Here is a 25,283-nt window from a genome sequence, read left to right on the forward strand (position 1 = left end):
TCAGATATAGATGGAGAAACTCAAGGTGATGCCTCGGGAAGTAGTGTAAGTTTATCCTCAGATGGAAGTATAGTAGCCATTGGAGCTATTAATAATGACGGACTAAATGGTTATTCCTCAGGTCATGTGCGTATTTATAGAAATATAGGAGATGTTTGGACTCAAATAGGTTCAGATATAGATGGAGAAACTCAAGGTGATGCCTCGGGAAGTAGTGTAAGTTTATCCTCAGATGGAAGTATAGTAGCTATTGGAGCTATTAATTATGATGGGATAAATGGTTCTGATTCAGGTCATGTTCGAATATATAGAAATATAGGAGATATTTGGACTCAAATAGGTTCAGATATAGATGGAGAAACTCAAGGTGATAGATCAGGTAGTAGTGTAAGTTTATCCTCAGATGGAAGTACAATAGCTATTGGAGCACCAAATAATGCTGAAAATGGAATAAATTCAGGCCATGTAAGAGTTTACGATTTAACAGCCGTACTATCTGCCCAAAGTTTTGAACAAGATTATTTTACCTACTACCCCAACCCAGTAAAAAATATTTTAAACCTAAAGTTAAATCAAGGATTAGAGTTAAAACAAGTCAATATCTACAACATTCAAAACCAGTATTTGTATTCAGTAAAAACTTCAAAAATAGATGTAAGGAGTTTACCAGGAGGGATATATTTTGTTGAGGTGATAACTAATGAGGGTAAATCGACTAAAAAGATAGTGATTGAGTAAAAATAATATAAGAATTATAGATAAAGGCTTGCTTTAATTTGTAAGCCTTATTTATGAATTAACCTTATCGAAACTTCTGTTTAATTTATAAACCCTAACTTTGTAAAAACAAATAGCCAATCTTCTCCTAAAACCGTGCTATTTGATAACACAATTTCCAGTATCTTAGGAAATAAAAAGATTACAAAAATTACATGAGTAAAAAAAGAAAGGGAAAGTCCAGAAAAAAAGGAATTTCCAACCTAACAAATACAATTCTTAGTATTTTAAAAAAAGAAAGAAATCAAAGTTTTAATTATAAACAAATAGCTGCAAAACTTGGTGTAAATGATGCCAGTAGCAGAAATCAAATTATTAAAACCTTAGCTAAATTAGCGGCTAAAGAAGAAATTCAACAAGTTGAACGCGGTAAGTTTAAAGCGGTTGTAAATACGGAATATCATACCGGTAAACTGGATTTGGCAGCTAAAGGAAACGGTTATATTATATGTGACGATTTTGATGATGATGTATTTATAGCGTCCAACAATATTAATAAGGCCTTGCATGGCGATATCGTTGAATTTTATGTGTATAAGCGTAGAAAACGTGGTAAAATAGAAGGTGAAATTACATCGATAATTGAACGTGCTAAAAACGAATACGTAGGTGTTATTCAAATTCATCCGAATAATAATTATGCCTTTGTTGTAGCAGATAGTAATAAAATGTACAAAGATATTTTTGTACCTATTAATAAAATATATAAGGCTGAAGATGGTGATAAGGTATTAGTAAAACTTGAAGAATGGCCAGAAAAGGCAGATTCACCTTATGGTAAAGTGATACAAGTACTGGGTAAACCTGGGGAACATCATACTGAAATCCATGCAATTTTAGCAGAATATGGTTTGCCACATGAATTTCCTTATGAAGTTGAGCAGTTTGCTAATCAATTAGACACGTCTATTACTACAGAAGAAATTGCAAAACGACGCGATATGCGTAAAGATTTAACCTTTACCATAGATCCTAAAGATGCTAAAGATTTTGATGATGCCCTGTCTTTTAAAGTATTAGATAGTGGGTTGTATGAAGTTGGAATTCATATTGCCGATGTATCTCATTATTTACAAGAAGGTACGGTTTTAGACGATGAAGCCTATGAGCGTGCAACCTCTGTTTATTTAGTAGATCGGGTGGTGCCTATGCTTCCGGAAGTACTTTCAAATAACGCTTGTTCGTTACGCCCACATGAAGAGAAGTATACATTTTCGGCAGTCTTTCAAATTGATAATAATGCTGAAATTAAAAACGAATGGTTTGGTAGAACAGTAACTTACAGCGATGCACGTTTTGCTTATGAGGAAGCCCAAGCGATTATTGAGTCTAGAACATCTGAAATACCACAAGAAGTATCTTTAACAGGGAAAGCTTATAGAGCTTCTAATGAAATAACAGAGGCTGTTTTAAAAATGGATGAGCTTGCTAAAATTATGCGAAGAAAGCGCATGAAAGATGGTGCTATTTCTTTTGATAAAGTGGAAGTAAAGTTTAATTTAGATAAAGAAAATAATCCAGCTGGCGTATTTTTTAAAACAAGCAAGGATGCTAATAAGCTTATTGAGGAATTTATGCTTCTGGCAAATAGAAAAGTTTCTGAATATATAGGAAAGCAGTCACCTAAGAAGACTTTTGTATATCGTGTACATGACGAGCCCGATGAAAGTAAATTATCTGCATTACAGAATGTTGTTGGACGATTTGGATATAAACTTAATTTTAAAGACCGAAAAAGTACAACAGCTTCATTAAATAACTTATTAAAAGAAGTTGCTGGTAAAAAAGAACAAAATTTAGTGGATACCTTGGCAATAAGGAGTATGAGTAAAGCAGAATACACCACCCATAACATTGGTCATTATGGTTTGGCTTTTAGTTATTATAGTCATTTTACTTCACCAATACGAAGATATCCAGACGTCATGGCACATCGTTTACTTCAACATTATTTAGACGGAGGAAAATCTGTTAATGAAGAGCTTTATGAAGAGAAATGCAATCATTCTAGTAACATGGAAGGGTTAGCAACCAGAGCAGAACGCGATTCTATTAAATACATGCAAATTCGTTTTATGGAAGACCATAAAGATCAAGAGTTTCTTGGTGTTATTTCAGGAGTTACAGATTGGGGTGTATATGTTGAAATTATTTCAAATAAATGTGAAGGTATGGTGAGCGTTCGCGATATGAAAGACGATCATTATGCTTTTGATCAAGATCAGTATGCTATGGTGGGCAGAAATACAAAAATCATGTATCAATTAGGAGATGAAGTTTTAGTAAAAGTCAAGAATACAGATTTAGTTAAAAAACATCTGGATTTCAATTTAATAGGTAAAGCAGAAAATTAAATTTAAGTAGATAATTTAAAATGGAATAATTATTGTTAAATTTAATAGAAGAATATAAAGAATAATATTATGAAAAAAGTAATAGTTTTAGTAACACTTCTCATTTCTTTTAGCGGTATATCTCAAGAAGCTATACAGAAAACAGTTGGGGAATTTAGTAAACTAAAAGTTTATGATTTGATTAAAGTAGAGTTAATAAAATCTGATGAGAATAAAGTGGTTATTAATGGGGATAAGTCTGAAGAGGTTGTTATAGTTAATAAGAATGGTACTTTAAAAATTAGAATGAATATTGAATCATCTTATGATGGATCAAAAACAAGTGTGAAATTGTATTATACAACGGTTGATATTATTGATGTAAATGAAGGTGCTTCTGTTCAGTCTAGTGAGACTATTAAACAGTTTGAAATAGAACTAAATGCTCAGGAAGGGGGAATGATTCATATACCAGTTGATGCTACTTATGTAAGCGCAAAAGCAGTTACCGGCGGTGTAATTGAAACCAAAGGTCAATCAAAAAATCAAAAAATATCTTTATTAACAGGAGGTGTATATAAGGGAGAGGAGTTAGTTACTGAGAATACAGATGTATCAATTAATGCAGCTGGAAAGGCATATGTAAATGCTACTAAATTGGTTGATGTTAAAGTAAGAGCTGGAGGTGATGTATATATTTATGGAAACCCAGAAACTGTAAATGAAAGTAATGTTTTAGGTGGAAGAGTAGAGCGTGTGAAATAAATGCAAGAATATATTTCAATGAAATATATTATAAAAAAGACTATTTTTTTCAATAGTCTTTTTTGTTTTTTTATAGATATTATTTGTTAAGCACTATACAGGCAACTATACAAAGTTGTTTATAATCATTGTTTTTACTACCTTAAGTCCCCAACCAAACTAAAACATGTGAAAAACTACAAGTATCTTTTACTAGTTTTAATGTATAGTCTGTTTCTTGAATTAGTAGCGCAAGAAAGACCACCTATTAATATTTTTTCTCCAGTAGATTATAGTGCTGCTTCTCAAAATTGGTCTATTTCCCAATCAGAAAACAGATATATATACGCCGCCAATAACAAAGGTTTGCTGGAGTATAATGGCGCGAAGTGGAATTTATACGAATCGCCGAATGAGGCTAAAATTCGTGTTGTTCAGGTAATAGATGATTTAATATATACAGGAGGTTATCATGATTTTGGGTTTTGGAAGAAGGATAATTTTGGTGTTTTAAATTATACTTCACTTGCTCAAAAATTGGAAGTTAATTTTTTAGAAGATGAAGAGTTTTGGAGTATTCTTGCTTTAGATAACTCAATAATTTTTCAATCCCTAGATCGTATTCATATTTATGATAAAAAAACTAAAGCTTATAATTTGGTGTCTTTTGAACACAAAATTACAGGTATGTTTAAGTCGGGCTCAAATTTCTATTTTCAAAGCTTAAACAATGGTTTGTTTAGAATTGAAAGAGGAGGAGCTAAATTAGTATCAGATAATGTCTTATTCAAGGAGAATAAAATTGTTAAGATTTATGATTATGATGGGATCTTATTAATATTAACCCAGGATAATGGGTTTTATACATTGGATAAAGGCGGTCCAACGTCTTGGAATATCTCGGCAAAAGACATATTACAAAACGTAAGTGTTTTTAGTAGTATTAAGTTAAGAGATAATAGCTACGTACTAGGAACAATATCAGATGGTATAATTCACCTTTCTCCAGAGGGTGATGTAAAACGTAAAATCGCTCAAGCAAATGGGTTAAGCAATAATACGGTGCTATCTATTTATGAAGATCTAGATAATAATATTTGGTTAGGCCTAGATAACGGTATTAATTGTATAAATCTAAATTCTCCCTATAGTGTTTACTTTGATAAAACAGGAAGAATAGGAAGTGTATATACTTCAGCTGTTTACAATAATAAGTTGTATTTAGGTACAAATCAAGGCTTATTTTGTAGGTCTTTAAACAGTAATGATGATTTTCAATTTATTGAGGCAACTCAAGGTCAAGTATGGTTTTTAAAAGTTATAGATAATTCATTGTTTTGTGGGCATAACAATGGAACATTTATAATTAATGAAGAAAAAGCAGTAAAAATATCGAACGTTCCGGGAACATGGCAGATAAAGCAGATTCCAAATATTTCAACTGAATTAATTCAAGGAAATTACGATGGATTACATATTTTACATAAAAAAAATGGACAATGGCAATTAAGGAATAAAATCAATGGTTTTGATATTTCTAGTAGATTTTTTGAATTCTCTAGAAAGAATAAAATTTTTGTTAGTCATGAATATAAAGGCGTTTATGAGTTACAATTAAGTAGCGATTTATCAAATGTAATTTCTTTTAAGCAAGACACGTTATTGGATAAAGGGCTTAATTCCAGCCTTATAAAACATAAAAATAGACTCTTATACTCAAATAGAAAAGGGGTTTTCTTATATAACCTTGAGAACAATACTTTTAAAAAAGATAGTTTATATAGTGTATTAATAAATGATAAGACGTTTACTTCTGCTAAATTAATATCTGAAATAGGCACAAACATATTATGGAGTTTTTCTAGTAGAGGAGTACATTATTTAGCGACTTCAAATCTAAGTGGTGAACAAAAGGTATTTACTGTTCCGTTCCCTGAAAGCATTAGAAAAGACGTTGTGGGTTATGAGAGTGTTACGCAAATAAAAGACCAACAATATTTGTTAGGTTCTACTACAGGTTATGTGATTTTAGATTTGAACAAAATTATTGATAATGAACACGTAATTAAAATTAATCAAGTAGCTGTAAATACAATATCTGACAACGACAGCGTAAAATTAATGGATAAAACCAAAAGATCAGAATTAAAAAATAGTGAAAACAACATTAAATTATCATATAGTATTTCTGAGTTCCTTAAAACCCAGCAACCAGAGTATCGTTATAAATTAGAAGGTATGTATGATAATTGGAGTGATTGGACGACAAATGGTAGTGTGCTATTTGAAAATTTACCACATGGTAATTATACCTTCTTAGTTGACGGTAGAGTAGGTAATCAAAGCACATTAAATAAAGCTACGTATTCATTTCAAATTGAGAGACCATGGTTTTTAACTAATCTTGCTTTAGGGGTCTATGTTTTAGGCGTATTGCTTTTTTCATTGTTTATGCATAATGTTTACAAGCGCTATTATAGAAAACAAAGGGAACGCTTAATACAAAGAAAGACTAGAGAATTTGAGTTGAAGGAATCAGAGAATAAGCAACAATTAATGCGTTTTAAAAACGATAAACTCAAAGAAGATATTGATAATAAAAATAGGGAATTAGGAGTCTCTACTATGAATTTAATTAAGAAAAATGAATTTTTAAGTTTAATAAAAGGAGAACTTGAAAAAGCAGAAGATACAAATAGCATAAAACAAGTTCTTAAAATTATTGATAGAAACTTAAATAACAATGACGATTGGAATCTGTTTCAAGAAGCATTTAATAATGCGGATAAAGATTTTCTAAAAAAAATAAAAAGTGTTCATCCAATACTCACATCAAATGACCTTCGCCTTTGCGCATATTTACGTTTAAATTTATCATCAAAAGAGATAGCCCCGCTCCTAAATATTTCTCCACGAAGTGTGGAAGTTAAGCGTTACAGGCTAAGAAAGAAAATGGGTTTACCTCACGAATCTAGTCTTACAGACTATATTTTAGAAACATAATAACCACAACACACATCTTCACTACCTATACATTACCACAACATTGTTGAGGTTTTACGCATTCTTCATTATTTAAACAACACCTTGAAATAGCAGTAAAACCTTATTTTTGTTGAGGTTTTTATAAAAAAGTATGTGTTTTTTTGAATTGTATGTTTTTTGTAGCGGTGTTATTTATTAAATCAATAATTTGATTCAATAATTTTACTTCAAACAAAAACTAACAATTTTATGAGACACACGCTATTCAAAATTTTAACCTTATTCTTTATAGCATATTCCAGTGCACAAAATGTGGACATAAGTGGAGTTGTTCAAGATGAAACAGGATTTCCAATTCCTGGGGCAAATATTATCGTAAAAGATACTAGCAAAGGAACTACTACAGACTTTGATGGTAATTTTACTTTAAATGAGGTTGAAACAGGGTCAACAATTACCATTAGCTACATCGGGTATGTAACTAAAGAAATTGTTATTACAAGTAGTGAAGCATTGACAATTCAGTTACAGGAAGACTTAGCTCAATTAGATGAGGTTGTAGTAATTGGTTATGGTTCACAAAAGAAGAAAGATGTAACTGGTGCAGTTGCCATAGTGGATTCCAAAACTATTGACGACTTAAAGCCTGTAGATGCCGCTCAAGCATTACAAGGAACCTCAGCAGGAGTTGCTGTAACAGCACCATCAGGTTCACCAGGTGGAGGATTTAACATCTTAATTAGAGGTGTAAGTTCAAATGGAGATAATGGTCCTTTGGTTATTGTCGATGGTTACAAAGGAGATTTAAATACGATTAACCCTAGTGATATTGAATCCTTTTCCATTCTTAAAGATGCGCAAGCGGCCATTTATGGTATTGAAGGTGCAAACGGGGTGGTATTGGTAACCACTAAAAGTGGTAAAAAGAATCAATCTTTAAAAATTAACTATAACGGGTTTACTGGGGTTCAACAAACAACGCGTAAGCTTCCATACTTAAACGCTACAGAGTATGCACTTTTATTAAACGAAAGTCATGCGGCAAATGGGGAGGCATTACCATATCCAGATGTTAGTGGTTTAGGTGTTGGAACGAATTGGCAAGATGAAGTGTTTACTACAGCACCAATAATGAATCACAATATTAGTGCTTCTGGTGGTGGTGAAACAAGCACGTATTATTTTGGTGGATCTTATATAGATCAAAAGGGTATTATTTCCCCTGAAAAATCAAATTTTAGAAGAGCTAACGTTAAAATCAAATTAGGGTTTGATATTGGTAAGAAGCTAAAATTCACTACATCGGCAAACTATTTTAATTCAAACCGACAAACTATTGGTGAGAATGCTTTAGGGACGCCATTATTTAACGCGCTTAACTATGCTCCAACTTATGGTATTGATGAAGGAGACCCTTCTGGGTTTTTAGGAAATGAAGTAATAAACCCATTAACGCAAATAGGAAATACGTATAATGACTATACGGGAAATGCTATTGAAGGGACTTTTCAATTGGTGTATACACCTATTGAAGGCTTATCAATTACGTCTCGTCTTGGTATTAGATCGTACAATGATAAAGGAAAAACATTTAGTCCGCAAGTTGAGTATGGAGCTGGAAAGGTGTTTAACAACCCACGTAGCAGTGTAAATCAATATCGAAATACTAACAATTCTTATACTTGGGAGACATTCGCAACCTACCAAAAAACTTTTGCTGAAAATCACAATACGACTTTTACACTTGGTACAAGTGCCATTAGAGATTGGGGTGATAATTTAAGCGGAACAGGTTTTGATGTGCCAAATAACTCATGGGATTTTGCTGAAATACAGTTGGCAAATGGTATAAGCGAAACCAAAAATGCTAATTCCTTTACATATGACAGTAGACTGTCATCATATTTTGCAAGAGTGCAATATGATTATAAAGGTAAATATTTACTTTCTGCAATGATTCGTCGTGATGGATCTTCAGATTTTGCCCCAGATAATAGAATAGATTATTTCTCATCTGTAACTGCAGGTTGGAAAATCTCTGATGAACCGTTCTTAGAAGATTCTGAAACTATTAATTTTTTGAAGTTAAGAGGTAGTTTTGGTACTCTGGGTAATAATACAGGTGCAGATTTATACAGAGCACTATTAGATGGTGAAGCTACTTATGTTTTAGATGGTGCTATTACTAACGGTAGAGCTAGTGGTAGAATACCTAACCCAGATGCAACTTGGGAAACGGCTAAAAAATTCGATGTTGGTTTAGATTTAAACATGTTTGATAACAAGTTAACCATAGTTGCAGATTATTTCATTGAAGATAGAGAAGATTTGTTAATATCAGATTTCCCTGTTTCAGGAATTCTTGGTGGTTTTGCGCCAGGAGCTGGATTGCCAACAGTTAATGCTGGTACAACCAGAAATACAGGTATTGAATTAGCTATAGGTTACAAGAAGCAAATTAATGACAATGCATCTTTTGCCATAAATTATAATGTTACCAAGATTAAGGGTGAAGTATTAGAGGTAAGAGACAACATTCCTTCTAGAGGAGGTGATTTTAGTGTTGGACAACCTCAAATAGCGGTTTTAGAACCAGGACAACCCGTAGGATACTTTTTGGGGTATAAAACTGATGGGATTTTTCAAACGCAAGCAGAAGTTGATGCTTCTGCACAACCAGACGCTTCTCCTGGAGATATTCGTTTTGTAGATATTGTTCCTGACGGTGAAATTACAGATGCAGATAGAACTAAATTAGGAAAACCTCAGGCTGATTATATTATGGGTCTTAATTTAAGTTTTGATTATAAAAACTGGGATTTTGGAGCCTATATGTATGCAGAGTTAGGAAAGGAAACTGTTAGAAACTACGAACGCGACCAATCCAACGTAAACAGATTGAAATTGTATTTAGATAGATGGACAGGTCCTGGAACAAGTAATTCTGTTCCAAGAGTTACTAATGCAGGAACAACAAATAGATTATTTTCTGACTTTTTTGTTGAAGACTCTTCGTTCTTAAGAGTTCAGAATATTCAATTAGGTTATTCCTTAAGTGATGATGTAATTGAGAAGTTAGGGATTAACAAGTTCCGAATTTATGCCTTGGTAAATAACCCTTTTACACTTACAGAATATAATGGTTATGATCCAGCAGCAACAAACGGTGCAGCTATTGGTGGAGGCATTGATTATGGTTTCTACCCTATTGCTAGACAATTTATTATTGGTTTAAATCTATCAATCTAAAAACAATATACAAGATGAAAAAATATATAAACAAAATAACAAAAGCTTTAGCCATGATATTGGTTGTGATTGGAGCTCATTCTTGTGGCGATGCGTACTTAGAAGATGTTCAAGTATATAATATTGACTCAGAGAATTACTTTAATTCGGAATCAGATTATTATGATGCCGTAGTAGGGGCTTATGATTTACTTCAATCAACATATCAAAATGCACTACTTGGAGAAATTGCTTCAGATAATACCCTTTGTGGTGGTGAAAGCGCCACTGATGTCATAGGGTGGCAACAAATTGATGATATGTCTCATACCCCAGTGAATAGTAATCTAAGAGATATATGGAATTGGATGTATGCAGGCGTGAGTCGAACAAATTTCATTATGGAATTTCAAGATAAAACAGATTTTGAAGGTAGAGAAGCGCTCATTGCTGAAACTAGATTTTTAAGAGCTTATTATTATTTTGAGTTGGTTAAATGGTTTGGAGCGGTTCCCTTAAAAGAATCTCGATTTGTAATTGGTGATGAGACATCAATACCACGTTCTCCAGTTACAGACGTATATGCTCTAATCGAAAAAGACTTAAAGTATGCCATTGATAATTTAACTTATATAGCTCCTCAAGTGGGTAGAGCTACGAAGGGTTCTGCACAAGCACTTTTAGGAAAAGCGTATTTGTATCAAAAGAAATATAATGAAGCGACATCTGTTTTAGATGATTTAATTGAAATGGGACCATATGATTTAGTTGAAGATTACGAAATGCTTTGGGAGGCAGAAGGAGAAAACAGTGTAGAATCTGTATTTGAAGTTCAATATACAGATGTAGAAGGAGCGAGTTTTGATTGTTTACAATGTGTTGAAGGTAATGTTGCCATTGGTTTTAGTGGTATTAGAAACTACACAGGACCTTTATTTTCTTCAGGGTTTAGTTTTAATGTACCTACTCAAGAATCATATGATGCATTTGAAGACTCTGATTTAAGAAAAGACATAGCTATTCTTGACATAAACGCTTGGGCAGCACAAGAAGGAGCAACTTTTGGAACTGGATATGAGCATACTGGTTTTTTTAACAGAAAGTATATTCCTAGAAAGAGAAGCGATGAGGCAGCTGGTGATTTAAACTTAACAAATCCTGGAAATTACAGAGCAATCCGTTTTGCCGATGTATTGTTAATGGCCGCTGAAGCTTATAATACTGGTGGTATAAGCGATACTAAAGCTCAGGAATATCTTAATAGAGTGAGAAGACGAGCTTATGGCGTTGATGATAATTCTGTTGACATTACTGACTCAGGGAGTAATCTAACGAGCGCTATAGCAAGAGAAAGACGTTTAGAACTTATGGGTGAGGGACACCGGTTCTTTGACTTAGTAAGAACAGGTGATGGATCAAGAATTCCTGGGTTCGAAGAAGGAAAGCATAATTTGTTTCCAATTCCAATTGAAGAAATGCAGTTTGCTAATGGAAATTGGGATCAAAACCCTAACTATAATTAAAAGAAAGATTATGAAAACAATGAAATATATAACTAGTTTTTGCTTTATCGTTTTGCTGATGGTTTTTGGCTGTGATAAGGATGAAAATGTCGATTTTATTAAAAACGTTGCAGCACCAACTAATATTTCTGCAGGCGTAAATGTAATTCCTGATAATACCGGACTTACACAAATTACCCCTACAGGTGATGGCGTAGCAAGTTTTATCGTGGACTTTGGAGATGGATCTGAGATCTCAGAATCTTTAGCTCCTGGAGAGTACACTGAGCATATGTATGCCGAAGGAACTTATGAAGCTACTATAAGAGCTACAGGAATTAATGGTAAATCTGCCACAGGAACACAAACAGTGAATGTGTCATTTAGAGCTCCTGAGAACATTGTAATAAATACTGCAATTGATGGAGCAAATCCTTTCTTATTGAATGTGTCCGCAACTGCTGACTTTGCATCAAGCTTTATCGTGTTTTTTGATACTACGAATCCTGATGAAGAAGGAACACCTTTAGAATTGGATGGAACTGTTAGCAACGAATACCCTGGTGTTGGTGATTATAATATTAAGGTTGTTGCTTTAAGTGGTGGTGTTGAGTCTAGTGAGTCAGAACAGGTGATAACAATTTCTGCTCCGGTAGTATTCCCTGTAGATTTTGAAGTTTTTGATGCTTCTGCGTTTATTGGATTTGGAGGGGCTTCTGCGGCGGTTATAGACAACCCAGACACCAATGGTAATATGTCTAGCAAAGTGGGTGAAATTGTGAAAGGAGGTCCAGAAGTATGGGCCGGTAATGTAATTACAATGTCTTCTCCAATTGATTTCAGCTTGAAAAAAGCTATGAAAATGAAGGTGTGGTCACCTAAAGCAGGAGGTAAATTATTATTAAAAATAGAAAACCTTGACGATGGAGGAATTTTTATTGAAAAAGAAGCAACACTTGAAGGCAATAGCGCTTGGGAAGAAGTTGTGTTTGACTTTTCAGATATTGATGAGTCTCAATCGTATCAAAAATTAGTATTCTTCTTTGATTTTGGTACAGTAGGTACTGGAGGATCAGATTGGACATTCTATATAGATGATATTAATCAAACAATCCCTTCAAGTGGTGCAACCGGATTACCAGGACAATGGGTATTGGCTCCAGAAGCTGGTGCTTTAGGAGTTGGCCCTGCTGTAGGCGATGTTAGCTGGTGGAATTGTGATGCTGATTGTGTGGCAGCTAGAGCTTGTTATTATGACGATGTTTATATTTTTGGAGAAGATGGTTCTTTCCAAAATGACCTTGGCGCAGACACTTGGACAGAAGGCTGGCAAGGAGGAGGAGACTCTTGTGGAACTCCAGTTGCACCTCATGATGGGTCTAACCCAGCTACCTATGTATATGATGAGGGAGCAGGAACTGTTACTTTAAGTGGTGTTGGGGCTTTTATAGGTTTAGCAAAAGCTTATAATGGTGGAGAATTATCGAGTCCTGGGGATGCTCCTGCGTCAATAACTTATAGTCTTGAATTTTTAGATAATGATACTATAGCCGTTAATATTGATGTTGGTGGAGGCACATTTTGGCAGTTTAAACTAATTAGAGCTGGAGTTGTAGCAACACCTCTAACTGGAACTTGGCAATTTGCTAATGAAGGTGGAGCTCTAGGTGTGGGACCTAGTATAGGCGATGTTAGCTGGTGGAATTGTGATCCTGCTTGTGTAACAGATAGAGCTTGTTATTATGATGATTTATATGTGTTTGGGACTGATGGATCGTTTCAAAATGTTCCAGGTACTGAAACTTGGATTGAAGGATGGCAAGGCGGAGGAGATGCTTGTGGAGCTCCTGTAGCACCTCATGATGGTTCAATTCCTGCAACATATTCCTATGATGGTGGAGCCGGAACATTTACCCTGAATGGCAAAGGATCTTATATTGGTTTGCCAAAAGCAGTGAATGGTTCTGAACTGTCTGATCCAAATGCCGCACCAGATGCTGTGGTATACAATGTCACTTTTGCAGATCCTAACACAATAAATGTTAGCATTGATGTAGGTGGAGGTACTTATTGGCAATATAAACTTGTGAAAATCTAAAAAAACTAATTATGAGAAATATAAAGTATAAATATTATGGCTTAGGTTTATTCCTAGCTTTGGCACTGGTTTTTGCGAGTTGTCAAGATGATGATCAAACTTTTGGCGAAGTTAAAATCCCAACTAATATTGCACTTACTGCAGATGTAATCTGTGAAGATTGTAATGATGCAGATGGAGATGGTAGTGGCTTGGTAAATATTGAAGCCACCTCTAGCGGAGCCCTTGCATATAAATTTGATTTTGGTGATGGTTTTACTGAAACCAATCAAACAGGTAAAGTAACGCACCGTTTTACAAGTGTAGGGGTTAATACTTATACCGTTGTTGTAAATGCAGTGGGTACTGGCGGAGTACAATCTAGTACATCTATGAATGTAACCGTGCGCAGTGATTTTGAAGATATCGAAGCTAAAGATTTCTTAAGTGGTGGTTCTGGAAACAGTAAAACTTGGTACTGGGCCGCTGATAAACCTGCCAATATAGCTTTAGGAAGTAATGTAAAAGATTCTCCAAATCCTGGAGATCATACCTTTCCTACATTCTTTAATTCTGATCCTTTTCATCCAGATAAATTATGTATGTACGATGCTGAATTAGTATTTACTCAAGATGGAGATGGAAACTTAACATTTCAACAAGTGGTTGGGCAAGCCTACGTTCCAGGAACAGTTGCCGGTGCTTTAGGGGTTGATGGTGATACTTGTCACGGAATTGATGTAGCGCCATCATTGGGAATGGTTAGCAATGTGGCTTTAATTCCGTCATCGTCTATTGCTACTGAAGATGCACAGGACCCAAGTTATCGAGGGACTAGTATCTTTTTATCAGACGACGGTTTTATGAGTTGGTATTGTGTTAATAGTCTTTTTGAAATTATTACAGTTACTAATAGCACCCTAAAAGTTAGGGTGGTTGATGGTGTAGATCCAGGTTTAGCATGGTATTGTACATTCCAGACACAAAACCCTAATGAATCTGGAGGTGGGTTTGAAACGCTAGTATGGTCAGATGAGTTTGATGTTGATGGTGCGCCTAATGCAGCTAATTGGACCTATGATCTAGGTGCTGGTGGTTGGGGTAATCAGGAATTACAGACCTATACCGACAATCCTGAGAATGTAATCATTGAAAACGGAATTCTTAAAATTAATGCCTTGGCTGACGGAAACGGCGGTTATACTTCTGCTAGAATTAAAACAGAAGGTCTTCAAGAATATACCTATGGGAAGATTGAATGTCGTGCCAAGTTACCCGCCTCTCAAGGTACTTGGCCGGCAATCTGGATGTTAGGTGCAAACTTTGCTGATGTAGGATGGCCTAACTGTGGTGAAATTGATATCATGGAACAAACAGGACAAAATAAGACTGAAACTTCAGGTGCTTTGCACTTCCCAGGTAACTCCGGTGGTGATGCTATTGTTGGTAGAATAGATGTTGAAGATGCCACTTCCGAATTTCATAACTATACTGTGGAATGGACGGCAGAATCGATTAAAATGTCAGTTGATGATGAATTCTTTTTCTCTTTTGATAATAATTCAGATATACCTTACAATGCAGATATGTTTATGATATTGAATCTTGCCATGGGTGGTACTTTAGGTGGAACGGTAGATCCAAATTTCACTTCAGACACTATGGAAATTGATTATATAAGAGTTTATCAATAGTTTGTTTAGTATTAAAAAGGGTCGGTTACCCTATAGCCGGCCTTTTTTATTTAAACATTATAGGGATAATAGTAAATACTTAAACAAAAGTTAGCTTTTATTGTTTTTAAATTAACATCAGTAGCAGATGAGATTGTTTAAAATAAACCTTTTGTTATAAATGTTTAGTTAAGAACTTCTTGTTTTAACTAGTATGAGAATCTTTCAATCAGTCAAAACAGAAGCTTCAAACTGTTAGTATAAGGTAATTTTATGCAGTAAAACTCTAAATGGTCATTGGTTGCAGTATGATCTTGTAATTAAGACATATACAATCTTGAGTGTGCTGCGCATTAGGTCTAAAACAAAATTTTTCTAGTAAACAAAATATGCAGAATAACGGAGACAATAGCAAATGGAATAAACCATATACTTTCTTAATAAGCTTTATTGTGGCTTTAGGTGGTTTTTTGTTTGGTTTTAATAGTGCTGTTATTTCCGAGGCTATAGAAGGCATTACAATGTGTTTTGATAAGACAAATGAAATGCTTGGCTTAGGTTTTTTCAATTCACTTATAAGCTGTTCTGTGACTCAAATATTCTCATGGGAATTGTCAAATTTAAGGCCGACTAACACCTTCGTTATTTATGGGGTGTTATCATTGAGTGCCGTGTTATTTGTGCACAAGTTTGTTATTGAAACAAAAGGGAAAACATTAGAAGTAGTTGAGCAATTACTAGTAAAGAGTTAAAATATAAAAGCTGCAGAGAACATTTTTATTTAGGTTTTTTCAGCACTTAAAAATGATAATAAATAAGAAAATGAATCAAACTGTATCAACTAAATATAAAGAAACCTCATCAGAGGACATTAGAGTCAAGGGGAGTTTAGTGGATTTTGATAACGAGAAATATTACAAGATTTCTAACAGCGATACTATGAGACCTTTTTTTATGAGCATAGTAAGCGATTCGAACCATTGGATGTTTATTTCAAGCAATGGAGGGTTAACAGCTGGCAGAAAAAATAGTGAATCTTCAATATTTCCATATTATACAGATGATAAGATTACTGAGTCTGCTGATATAACGGGGAGTAAAACTATACTTCAGGTTTATGTAAATGGAGAGGTGAAGGTTTGGGAACCATTTTCACAAAGACAAATGGGGCAATATATTACTAGAAGAAATTTATACAAAAACATTTATGGGAATAAGGTGGTTTTTGAAGAAATAAATGAGGACTTAGGTTTAACATTTAGATATAAATGGAGCTCAAGTAATCAATTTGGGTTTATAAAAAACGTGACACTCATCAATAATAACCGCGATTCAATTAATATTACTGTTTTAGATGGTTTACAAAATATTTTACCGTCAGGTGTTACTACCGATTTACAAAATAGCAGAAGCAACCTGGTTGATGCTTATAAAAAAAGTGAGTTGTTGCCAAATGTTGGATTAGGTGTTTATGCGTTAAGCGCTATAATAGTTGATAAGGCGGAGCCTAGTGAGGCATTAAAATCTAATATAGTTTGGTCTCTTGGTATTGATAATCCGACATACCTCATCTCATCACAACAATTAGATACCTTTAGAAATGGAGGAAGCGTTTTTCAAGAAGAAGATATGAAAGCTGAAAAAGGCGCTTATTTTGTTTCTACCTCAATGGAAATAGACCCAATATCAGAAGAAAATTGGTTGTTTGTAACTAATGTTAATCAATCCATTTCAGGTATAACTTACATCTCTGAATTGATAAGAAATGAAGATGATTTAGAGGAGTTGCTACAGAAGGATATTGATGCAGGTACAAAAAATTTAGTTGAACTAACCGGTGCTTCTGATGGTTTGCAAATAACTGAAGACCCATTAACAAATACGAGGCATTTCGCAAATACTTTATTCAATATTATGCGCGGGGGAATTTTTGATAACAATTATGTTATTGAAAAAGGAGATTTTGTAAAGTACATATCAAAGGCAAACAAGTTGGTCTTTGAAAACAAAAATGAAGTTTTGGAAAACCTCCCAAAGGAATTTACTTTACATCATATCCAAAACATTATATCTAACGATTCTGATAGCGATTTTAAAAGACTTTGTTTTGAATATTTACCACTTAAATTCAGTAGAAGGCATGGCGATCCAAGTAGGCCTTGGAACAAATTTTCAATAAACACAAGAAGCGAGATAGATGGTTCAAAAATTTTGGATTATGAAGGAAATTGGCGAGATATTTTCCAAAACTGGGAGGCTTTGGCCCACTCCTACCCTGAGTTTATAGAAAGTATGATCCATAAGTTTTTGAATGCCACAACATTTGATGGTTATAACCCTTATAGAGTAACAAAAGACGGTTTCGATTGGGAAGTGATTGAAGAGGATGATCCGTGGTCATATATAGGTTATTGGGGCGATCATCAAATAATATATCTATTGAAGTTCTTAGAGTTTATTGAGAACCACTACCCTAGCCGATTAGAATCTACATTTACAAAAGACATTTTTGTTTATGCGAATGTACCCTATAAAATAAAGAGCTATCAAGACATTTTGTGTAATCCTAAAGACACTATTGATTTTGATTATCAATTGGATGCAGATATTAATAAAAAAAGAAATGAAATAGGTGCAGATGGAGCACTTCTCAGAGATCAGAATGACACCATTTATAAAGTAAACCTTATTGAAAAATTATTGGCAACCATACTTTCTAAAGTTTCTAATTTCATTCCTGAGGGTGGCATTTGGCTTAATACACAAAGGCCAGAATGGAATGATGCAAATAATGCTTTAGTGGGTAACGGTGTTTCAATGGTCACCCTATATTACCTAAATCGTTTTTTGAATTTCTTTAATGGTATTATTTCAAAATCACAAACCGAAAAAATTGAACTTTCTGAAGAATTAGTTACTTTCTTTAGCACAGTTCTCGGTACATTAAACCAGCATAAAAATATACTGTCTAATCCAATATCTAGTACAGATAGAAAATTGGTTTTAGACGGATTGGGTGAAGCAGGAAGCGAATATAGAAGCACCATTTACGAATCTGATTTTACAGGGCGAAAATCTTCTATAAGCAAATCCGATATTTTGGAGTTCATAGAAACAGCTCAGAACTATTTGCATCATACTATAGAAGCTAATAAGCGCAGTGATAATATGTATCATGCGTATAATTTGATGACTCTTGAAAATGAAAAAGAGGTGTCTATTTCTTACCTATCGGAAATGTTAGAAGGCCAAGTAGCAGCATTGAGTTCTGGATATCTATCACCAAAAGAAGCTCTAGCTTTATTAGATGGCCTTAAAAACAGCGCTTTATTTAGAGCAGATCAATACAGTTATATTTTATACCCTAATAAAGACTTACCAAGATTTGATAAAAAGAATAATATTCCAGTAGAAAAAGTAGAACAATGTGAACTTTTAAAGCAATTAGTAAAAGAAGGGAATACTCAAATTATTGAGAAAGATGTTTTAGGAAAATATCATTTTAACGGCGGGTTTAATAACGCGGACAGCTTGAAAGAAGCATTAAATAATTTGCCAAAAGATAAATATGAATCTTTAATTGAAAAAGACACGAATCTATTATTAACAATTTTTGAAAACATTTTTGATCATAAATCTTTTACAGGTCGTTCAGGTACTTTCTTTGGTTATGAAGGGCTTGGTTCTATATATTGGCACATGGTGTCCAAGTTATTACTAGCTGTTCAAGAAAACTGTTTACTGGCAGTTAATATGAATGAAAGTGATGAGGTTATAGATAGACTTCTGGACCATTACTATGAAATTAATGCAGGTATTGGTGTTCATAAATCGCCAGAATTGTATGGTGCTTTTCCAACAGATCCTTATTCGCATACACCAGCAACTAAAGGCGCTCAACAGCCTGGAATGACTGGGCAAGTAAAGGAGGATATTTTAAGCCGATTTGGTGAATTAGGTGTTTTTGTTAAAAACGGAACAATGGAATTTAACCCGAGATTGTTGCAATCAAAGGAGTTTTTGACTACACCAACTGTATTTAATTACACAGACGTAAAAGGAGGTGAACAAAGTATTGAGTTAGACAGCGGTTCTTTGGGCTTTACCTATTGCCAAGTTCCTATAATTTATAAGTCAGGCGATTCAGAAAGTTTAACAGTTATCGCTAGTAGCGGTGAACATAGTGTGAGTGACTCATTACGTTTAGATGATCATACTTCTAATATGATTTTCAAAAGAACTGGTGATATAAATCAAATCATTGTATCGATTAAAAAATAAAATGAGAAAGCATCAAAACATATCATATTGTTCATTTTTATTCACAATTGGGTTTGTGATGCTTTTAAGTTGTCAAAACACATCTCCAAAGTTAGAAGGGTCCAGCATCATTATTGAACGAAAAGTGGACTCCTTATTAGACTTAATGACCCTAGAGGAGAAAATTGGACAGATGACTCAGGTTAGGCATTTTTCTGATATTCAAAAGGGGGATGTGGCTTCTAAATATATTGGGTCAGTCATTCATACTGATGGGCCTTTGCCAGGAGAAGATGCTTTAGGATGGCAAGCAAAATTTGTAGAATTACAAAAAGAAGCTTTATCTACACGATTAGGTATTCCGCTTTTATTTGGTGTAGACGCTGTACATGGTCAAAACACGTTTTCAGGAGCAACTATATTTCCCCATAATATTGGATTGGGAGCTACTGGAAACCCCGATTTGGTCCAAAAAGCAGCACGTATAACAGCTATAGAGGCCCAAGCTACTGGGTTTAATTGGGTGTTTTCACCTTGTGTTGCAATTCCATATAACGAAAAGTGGGGTCGTGTATATGAAGCATTTTCCGAAAGTACTGAACTTACTCGAGCTATGACTAAAGCTTCTATTAAAGGGCACCAAGGTTACCTTTTAGATAGAACGACCGTTATGGCTACGGCCAAGCATTATATTGGTGATGGGTCCACTGATTTTGGTGTGGAAGGTGGCAACACCACTCTTACAGATAATGAGATTACCGAGAGGCTACTTCCACCCTATCGCGATGCAGTTACTATGGGAGTGGGTTCAATTATGGCGTCTTTTAATACACTTAATAATCAAGCATTGCATGCCCATAAGGCATTAATAACGGATACACTCAAAACAAAAATGGGTTTTGATGGTATCGTACTTACCGACTGGAAGGGATATTCTAAGTATGGGAAGAATGATATAATTAATGCAGGTATTGATATGGTAATGGCGGTTGATGGTGATTTAGAATTGTTTCAGCAAGGGCTAAAAAAGGGCGTTGAACAAGATTCTGTGTCTCAAGACAGAATAGATGATGCTGTTAAAAGAATACTACGACAGAAGTACAGACTTGGATTGTTTGAGCATCCGTTTCCAGATGCTACTCTGGTTTCAAAAATAGGAAGTTCAGATCATAGAAATGTTGCTAAGCAAGCTGTGAGAGAGTCTTTGGTACTTTTAAAAAATGAGAATAGTGTTTTACCAATTAATAAAGAAGCTGGTAAAATAGTGGTTGTGGGTGAACATGCCAATAACTCTGGGCTTCAATCTGGTGGATGGACAATTTCATGGCAAGGAAAACCTGAAAACTATAAAGGGGCGACCACAATTTTAGAAGGGGTTAAGAAAATATCATCTTCTAAAATTGTTTATGATAAAAATGGGACAGGAAAGCATTTTGATGCTCAGGTAGCCATTATAGTTGTTGGCGAAAAACCTTATGCTGAATTTTTTGGAGATGTGAACAACAATACAGGGTTTACGCTTACGCTAAGCAAATCGCATCAGGATTATATTAAAGCTTATACAGAAGCCGATGTGTCAACAGTAGTAGTTCTAATCTCAGGTAGACCATTAGTAATAAGCAATCAACTAAAGCAGTCCGATGCTTTTGTAGCGGCATGGTTGCCAGGGTCTGAAGGTGATGGTATTGCTGAGGTGCTTTTTGGAGCATATAACTTTTCGGGTAAACTACCCCACTCTTGGCCGGAATCTGTGAATGATTTCCAAGGGCGATTTGGTCCAAATTTTTGGGATGATACTATAAAACCATTGTTTGATTTTGGATATGGCCTAAATTATGAAGCCATAGTCAAAGTAAATTAAAACAATATGAAAATTAATATAAAAAGAATTTGTCTACTAACCTCTTTAATTGCAGTCTTAGGATGCGCAAACAAAGGAAAAAAACAAACAGAAAAAGTGATTGAAGAAAAACATGTAACAGCAGCTGATATTTTAGGGAATCCTGATTACCAAGCTATTTCATATGGGGGGTATCGAGAAAAATCGCGAGATAGCCAACCTTCAATACCACAGCTTAAAGATGATTTAAAAATCCTTTCTGCTATGAATATTAAGGTAATTCGTACTTATAATGTTCAAGAAGAGCATCCGCATGCGTCAAACATTCTGGAAGCTATTCGCCAATTAAAAAATGAGGATTCTGGTTTTGAAATGTATGTGATGTTAGGTGCATGGATAGACTGCAAGAATGCATGGACAGATAACCCTATTGATCATGATATAGAATCCAAAAATAACGCAGCCGAAATAGATAGGGCTGTAGCTTTAGCCAATAAATACCCAGAAATAGTAAAGATTATCGCCGTTGGAAACGAAGCGATGGTACGTTGGGCTACCAGTTATTTTGTGAGACCAAATGTGATTTTAAAATGGGTCAATCACTTACAAGAATTAAAGGAGTTAGGGAAATTATCTAAAGACTTATGGATTACAAGTTCTGATGATTTTTCATCATGGGGCGGTGGAGATCCAAGTTACCATACACCAGATTTAGAAGCTTTAATTAGGGCTGTAGACTATATATCTATGCATACTTACCCTATGCATAATTCTCACTATAATCCGGCTTTTTGGGTAGCTCCAAAAAATGAAGAACATTTTTCAGAACAAGATAAAATTGAATCGGCAATGTTAAGAGCAAGAGACTTTGCTGTTAACCAATATCATGAAGTTTGTAATTATATGAAAACCTTAGGGGTTAACAAACCTGTTCATATTGGTGAAACCGGTTGGGCTACTATATCAAACGGTCACTATGGTCTATCAGGTTCAAGAGCTGCAGATGAGTTTAAGTCTAGTAGATATTATCAACTTATGCGCGAATGGAGTAATAAAGAAAGTGTTTCCTGTTTTTATTTTGAGGCTTTTGACGAACAATGGAAAGATGCTGAAAATGTCCTTGGATCTGAGAATCATTTTGGATTAATAAACCTCAAAGGAGAGGCAAAATACGCGCTTTGGAATTTAGTAGATAAAGGTACGTTTAATGGTTTAACGCGTGACGGACAACAAATTAAGAAGACCTATAGCGGAGATAAAGAAGCACTTTTAAAAGATGTTTTAGTTCCACCGTCAGAATATGGCTTAGTAACGCAACACTAATAATATCAATACTGATGATTTTAAAAAGAATACTTGTTTTCTCAATACTTGCAGGCCTGTTATCATGCGGAGGACCAAATATATCAAATGAGATTAGGGTGTCTGGGCGATCTATATTGGTGAATAAGCAGCCTTTTATTATAAAAGGTATCTGCTATCATCCCGTACCAAAAGGTTTTAAAGAGCGAAGTTTTGATACCTTAAGCGAAGATCTTGACCTCATGCTAGAGGCTGGTATTAATACCATTCGGGTATATGCTCCTATCGATGATAAAGAGGTGCTTGATGCGATCCATAATGCCGGTTTAAAAGTTGTTATTGGTTTTGGATACAATCAAGGTGGGCATTTCGACATTCTTTCAGGGTCTTTTATTGATTATGTGAATAAGTATAAGGAGCATCCCGCCATATTAATGTGGGAACTCGGAAATGAATTTAATTATCACCCAGAATGGTTTGAAGGCGATTTAAATAATTGGTATAAAGCCATGAATGATGGGGCTAAACGTATTCACGATAATGATTTAAATCATCCAGTAACTACTGCGCATGGTGAGTTGCCAGATAGTTTGGCGTTGAGTTCTTCTCCTAATATTGATGTATGGGGAATGAATGTATACCGTTGGGATAACCCAACTAACATTTTTGTTGAGTGGAAAAAAGTAAGTGACAAACCCATGTACTTATCTGAAGCAGGAGGAGATAGTTTTATGACAATTGCTAAACAAGGTTATGAAGCCGGGGTAAATCAAAAAGCACAGGCTGATGCCAATGCAAATATTCTGCATAATGTATTTGAAAATCAGGATATATGTTCTGGAGTCACCATGTTTTCTTTTACCGATGGTTGGTGGAAAGCAGGGAATTTGGATAGGCAAGACCCTGGTGGTTGGGCACCAAATAGTAGCGGGGTGCCTTATGACGGAGCACCAAATGAAGAGTATTGGGGTATGGTGGATATTGAAAGGAATAAGAAAGAAACTTTTGATGTTATTAAAGCAAAGTACAAACAGTTAAAGAATTAATTATGAAGAAAAGAACTTACATCGTAGTGATTATGATCATGTTTTTGGTTAGTAGTTGTGATAAGAAAAAAGAAAATAAAGATAATATGGTGAGTTTTGAAGTCTTTGAAACATCTAGAAAAGGGAATAAACTTAGCAAGGTAACTAGTTTCCAAAAAACTGATAGTGTAGTTTCTATTACATTAAAACCACAATTAACATTACAAACTATTACGGGTTTCGGTGGGGCTTTTACAGAGGCATCGGCTTATCTTCTAAACCAATTAAGTAAGGCTAACAAAGATACTATTTTAAAAGCTTATTTCGCTAAAGATGGTGCTAGATATTCATTGACTAGAACCCACATGAATTCTTGCGATTTTTCTATTTCTAATTACTCGTACACACCAGTTGAAGGAGATAAAACACTAGAACATTTTAGCATTGAAGAAGATATGGACGATTTAATTCCTATGATTAAGGGTGCCATGGCGGTTTCAGAAGATGGATTTAAAATTTTTGGATCCCCTTGGACAGCAGCACCGTGGATGAAAGATAATAATAGCTGGGTTGGTGGTAAACTTCTTCCTGAGTATTATGATACTTGGGCGCTTTTCTTCTCAAAATATGCTGATGCTTATAAGAATCAAGGTATTGATATATGGGGGTTTACTGTTGAAAATGAGCCTATGGGTAATGGTAATAATTGGGAAAGCATGCATTATACACCTGATGAAATGACCAATTTTGTTCAAAATTATTTAGGACCAAAATTGAAAGCAGATGGCAAGGGTGATCTAAAAATTTTAGGATTTGATCAAAATCGAGCTCATTTAAAAGACTGGGTGGACTCCATGTATAAAACTGAAGAAACCTCAGAGTTCTTTGATGGAACTGCTATTCATTGGTATGATAGTACGTTTGAAATTTTTCCAGAAGAATTACAAGATGCTCACAATAAAGCACCTAATAAGCTTTTAATTCAAACAGAGGCCTGTGTGGATTCGGAGATTCCAAAATGGCAAGATGATGATTGGTATTGGAGAAAAGAAGCTACGGATTGGGGTTATGATTGGGCATCTGATGAGCGCAAACACTTTCATCCAAAGTATGCTCCAGTTAATAGATATGCGAGAGATATTATTGGTTGCTTAAACAATTGGGTTGATGGATGGGTAGATTGGAACATGGTTTTGGATACTAATGGAGGTCCAAATTGGTTTGAAAATTGGTGCGTTGCACCGGTAATTGTTGATCCTGATAAGGATGAGGTCTATTTTACGCCGTTGTACTATACCATGGCTCATTTTAGTAAATATATAAGACCTGATGCAAAGGTTATTGAACTTGAAAATTCAGATATGGAACTGAAGGTTACGGCAGCAAAAAACACTGATGGTACAATTGCCGTTGTAATTTTTAATGAAACTGAAACCCCAAAAGGTATTTACCTCGCAATAAATAAAAAGACAATGGAATTCACAATAGATGCGCAGGCTATTCAAACTATTATGATTTCAAATTAATTAAAACCAAA

The 25,283-nt window shown here is 34.7% G+C and carries 14 protein-coding genes; all 14 read left to right on the top strand.

Features of this window, described 5'->3' with window-relative positions; all coding sequences use genetic code 11:
• On the top strand, positions 1 to 738 hold a 738-nt coding region (locus Q0857_RS03355; protein ID WP_298532191.1), incomplete at its 5' end, for a T9SS type A sorting domain-containing protein.
• A 194-nt stretch (positions 739 to 932) separates the two neighbouring features.
• Positions 933 to 3,131 carry a ribonuclease R gene (rnr, locus tag Q0857_RS03360; RefSeq protein ID WP_298532194.1) on the top strand — a complete coding sequence of 733 codons (2,199 nt, stop codon included), beginning with the start codon at positions 933 to 935 and terminating at the stop codon, positions 3,129 to 3,131.
• 69 nt (positions 3,132 to 3,200) lie between these two features.
• Positions 3,201 to 3,875 carry a head GIN domain-containing protein gene (locus Q0857_RS03365; RefSeq protein ID WP_298532197.1) on the top strand — a complete coding sequence of 225 codons (675 nt, stop codon included), beginning with the start codon at positions 3,201 to 3,203 and terminating at the stop codon, positions 3,873 to 3,875.
• A 168-nt stretch (positions 3,876 to 4,043) separates the two neighbouring features.
• The gene (locus Q0857_RS03370; protein WP_298532200.1) at positions 4,044 to 6,857 is read left to right on the top strand and encodes a triple tyrosine motif-containing protein; all 2,814 of its coding nucleotides are present in this window, start codon (positions 4,044 to 4,046) and stop codon (positions 6,855 to 6,857) included.
• A 231-nt stretch (positions 6,858 to 7,088) separates the two neighbouring features.
• On the top strand, positions 7,089 to 10,088 hold the full coding sequence (locus Q0857_RS03375; RefSeq protein WP_298532202.1) for a TonB-dependent receptor: 3,000 nt from the start codon (positions 7,089 to 7,091) through the stop codon (positions 10,086 to 10,088).
• A gap of 14 nt (positions 10,089 to 10,102) precedes the next feature.
• Positions 10,103 to 11,590 (top strand): RagB/SusD family nutrient uptake outer membrane protein, encoded by a 1,488-nt coding sequence (locus Q0857_RS03380; RefSeq protein WP_298532205.1) that lies wholly within the window; start codon positions 10,103 to 10,105, stop codon positions 11,588 to 11,590.
• A gap of 19 nt (positions 11,591 to 11,609) precedes the next feature.
• Complete coding sequence (locus Q0857_RS03385; RefSeq protein WP_298532208.1) at positions 11,610 to 13,667, top strand: hypothetical protein; 2,058 nt, start codon at positions 11,610 to 11,612, stop codon at positions 13,665 to 13,667.
• 11 nt (positions 13,668 to 13,678) lie between these two features.
• Positions 13,679 to 15,340: a family 16 glycosylhydrolase gene (locus Q0857_RS03390; protein WP_298532211.1), complete on the top strand. Its 1,662-nt coding sequence runs from the start codon at positions 13,679 to 13,681 to the stop codon at positions 15,338 to 15,340.
• Between the two features lie 368 nt (positions 15,341 to 15,708).
• Complete coding sequence (locus Q0857_RS03395) at positions 15,709 to 16,071, top strand: MFS transporter (protein ID WP_298532213.1); 363 nt, start codon at positions 15,709 to 15,711, stop codon at positions 16,069 to 16,071.
• A gap of 70 nt (positions 16,072 to 16,141) precedes the next feature.
• Positions 16,142 to 19,600, top strand: coding sequence for a hypothetical protein (locus Q0857_RS03400; RefSeq protein WP_298532216.1), 3,459 nt, complete (start codon positions 16,142 to 16,144; stop codon positions 19,598 to 19,600).
• Position 19,601: 1 nt separating this feature from the next.
• Positions 19,602 to 21,440 (top strand): glycoside hydrolase family 3 N-terminal domain-containing protein, encoded by a 1,839-nt coding sequence (locus Q0857_RS03405; protein WP_298532218.1) that lies wholly within the window; start codon positions 19,602 to 19,604, stop codon positions 21,438 to 21,440.
• Positions 21,441 to 21,446: 6 nt separating this feature from the next.
• Positions 21,447 to 22,742, top strand: a complete 1,296-nt coding sequence (locus Q0857_RS03410) for a glycosyl hydrolase family 17 (RefSeq protein WP_298532221.1) — start codon at positions 21,447 to 21,449, stop codon at positions 22,740 to 22,742.
• 14 nt (positions 22,743 to 22,756) lie between these two features.
• The gene (locus Q0857_RS03415) at positions 22,757 to 23,767 is read left to right on the top strand and encodes a glycoside hydrolase family 2 TIM barrel-domain containing protein (protein WP_298532223.1); all 1,011 of its coding nucleotides are present in this window, start codon (positions 22,757 to 22,759) and stop codon (positions 23,765 to 23,767) included.
• A 2-nt stretch (positions 23,768 to 23,769) separates the two neighbouring features.
• Complete coding sequence (locus Q0857_RS03420) at positions 23,770 to 25,272, top strand: glycoside hydrolase family 30 protein (protein WP_298532225.1); 1,503 nt, start codon at positions 23,770 to 23,772, stop codon at positions 25,270 to 25,272.
• Positions 25,273 to 25,283 lie beyond the last annotated feature (11 nt).

Origin of the sequence: uncultured Algibacter sp. (genome assembly GCF_947495925.1) — a bacterium.
In the GTDB taxonomy this organism is placed as follows: Bacteria; Bacteroidota; Bacteroidia; order Flavobacteriales; family Flavobacteriaceae; genus Algibacter_E.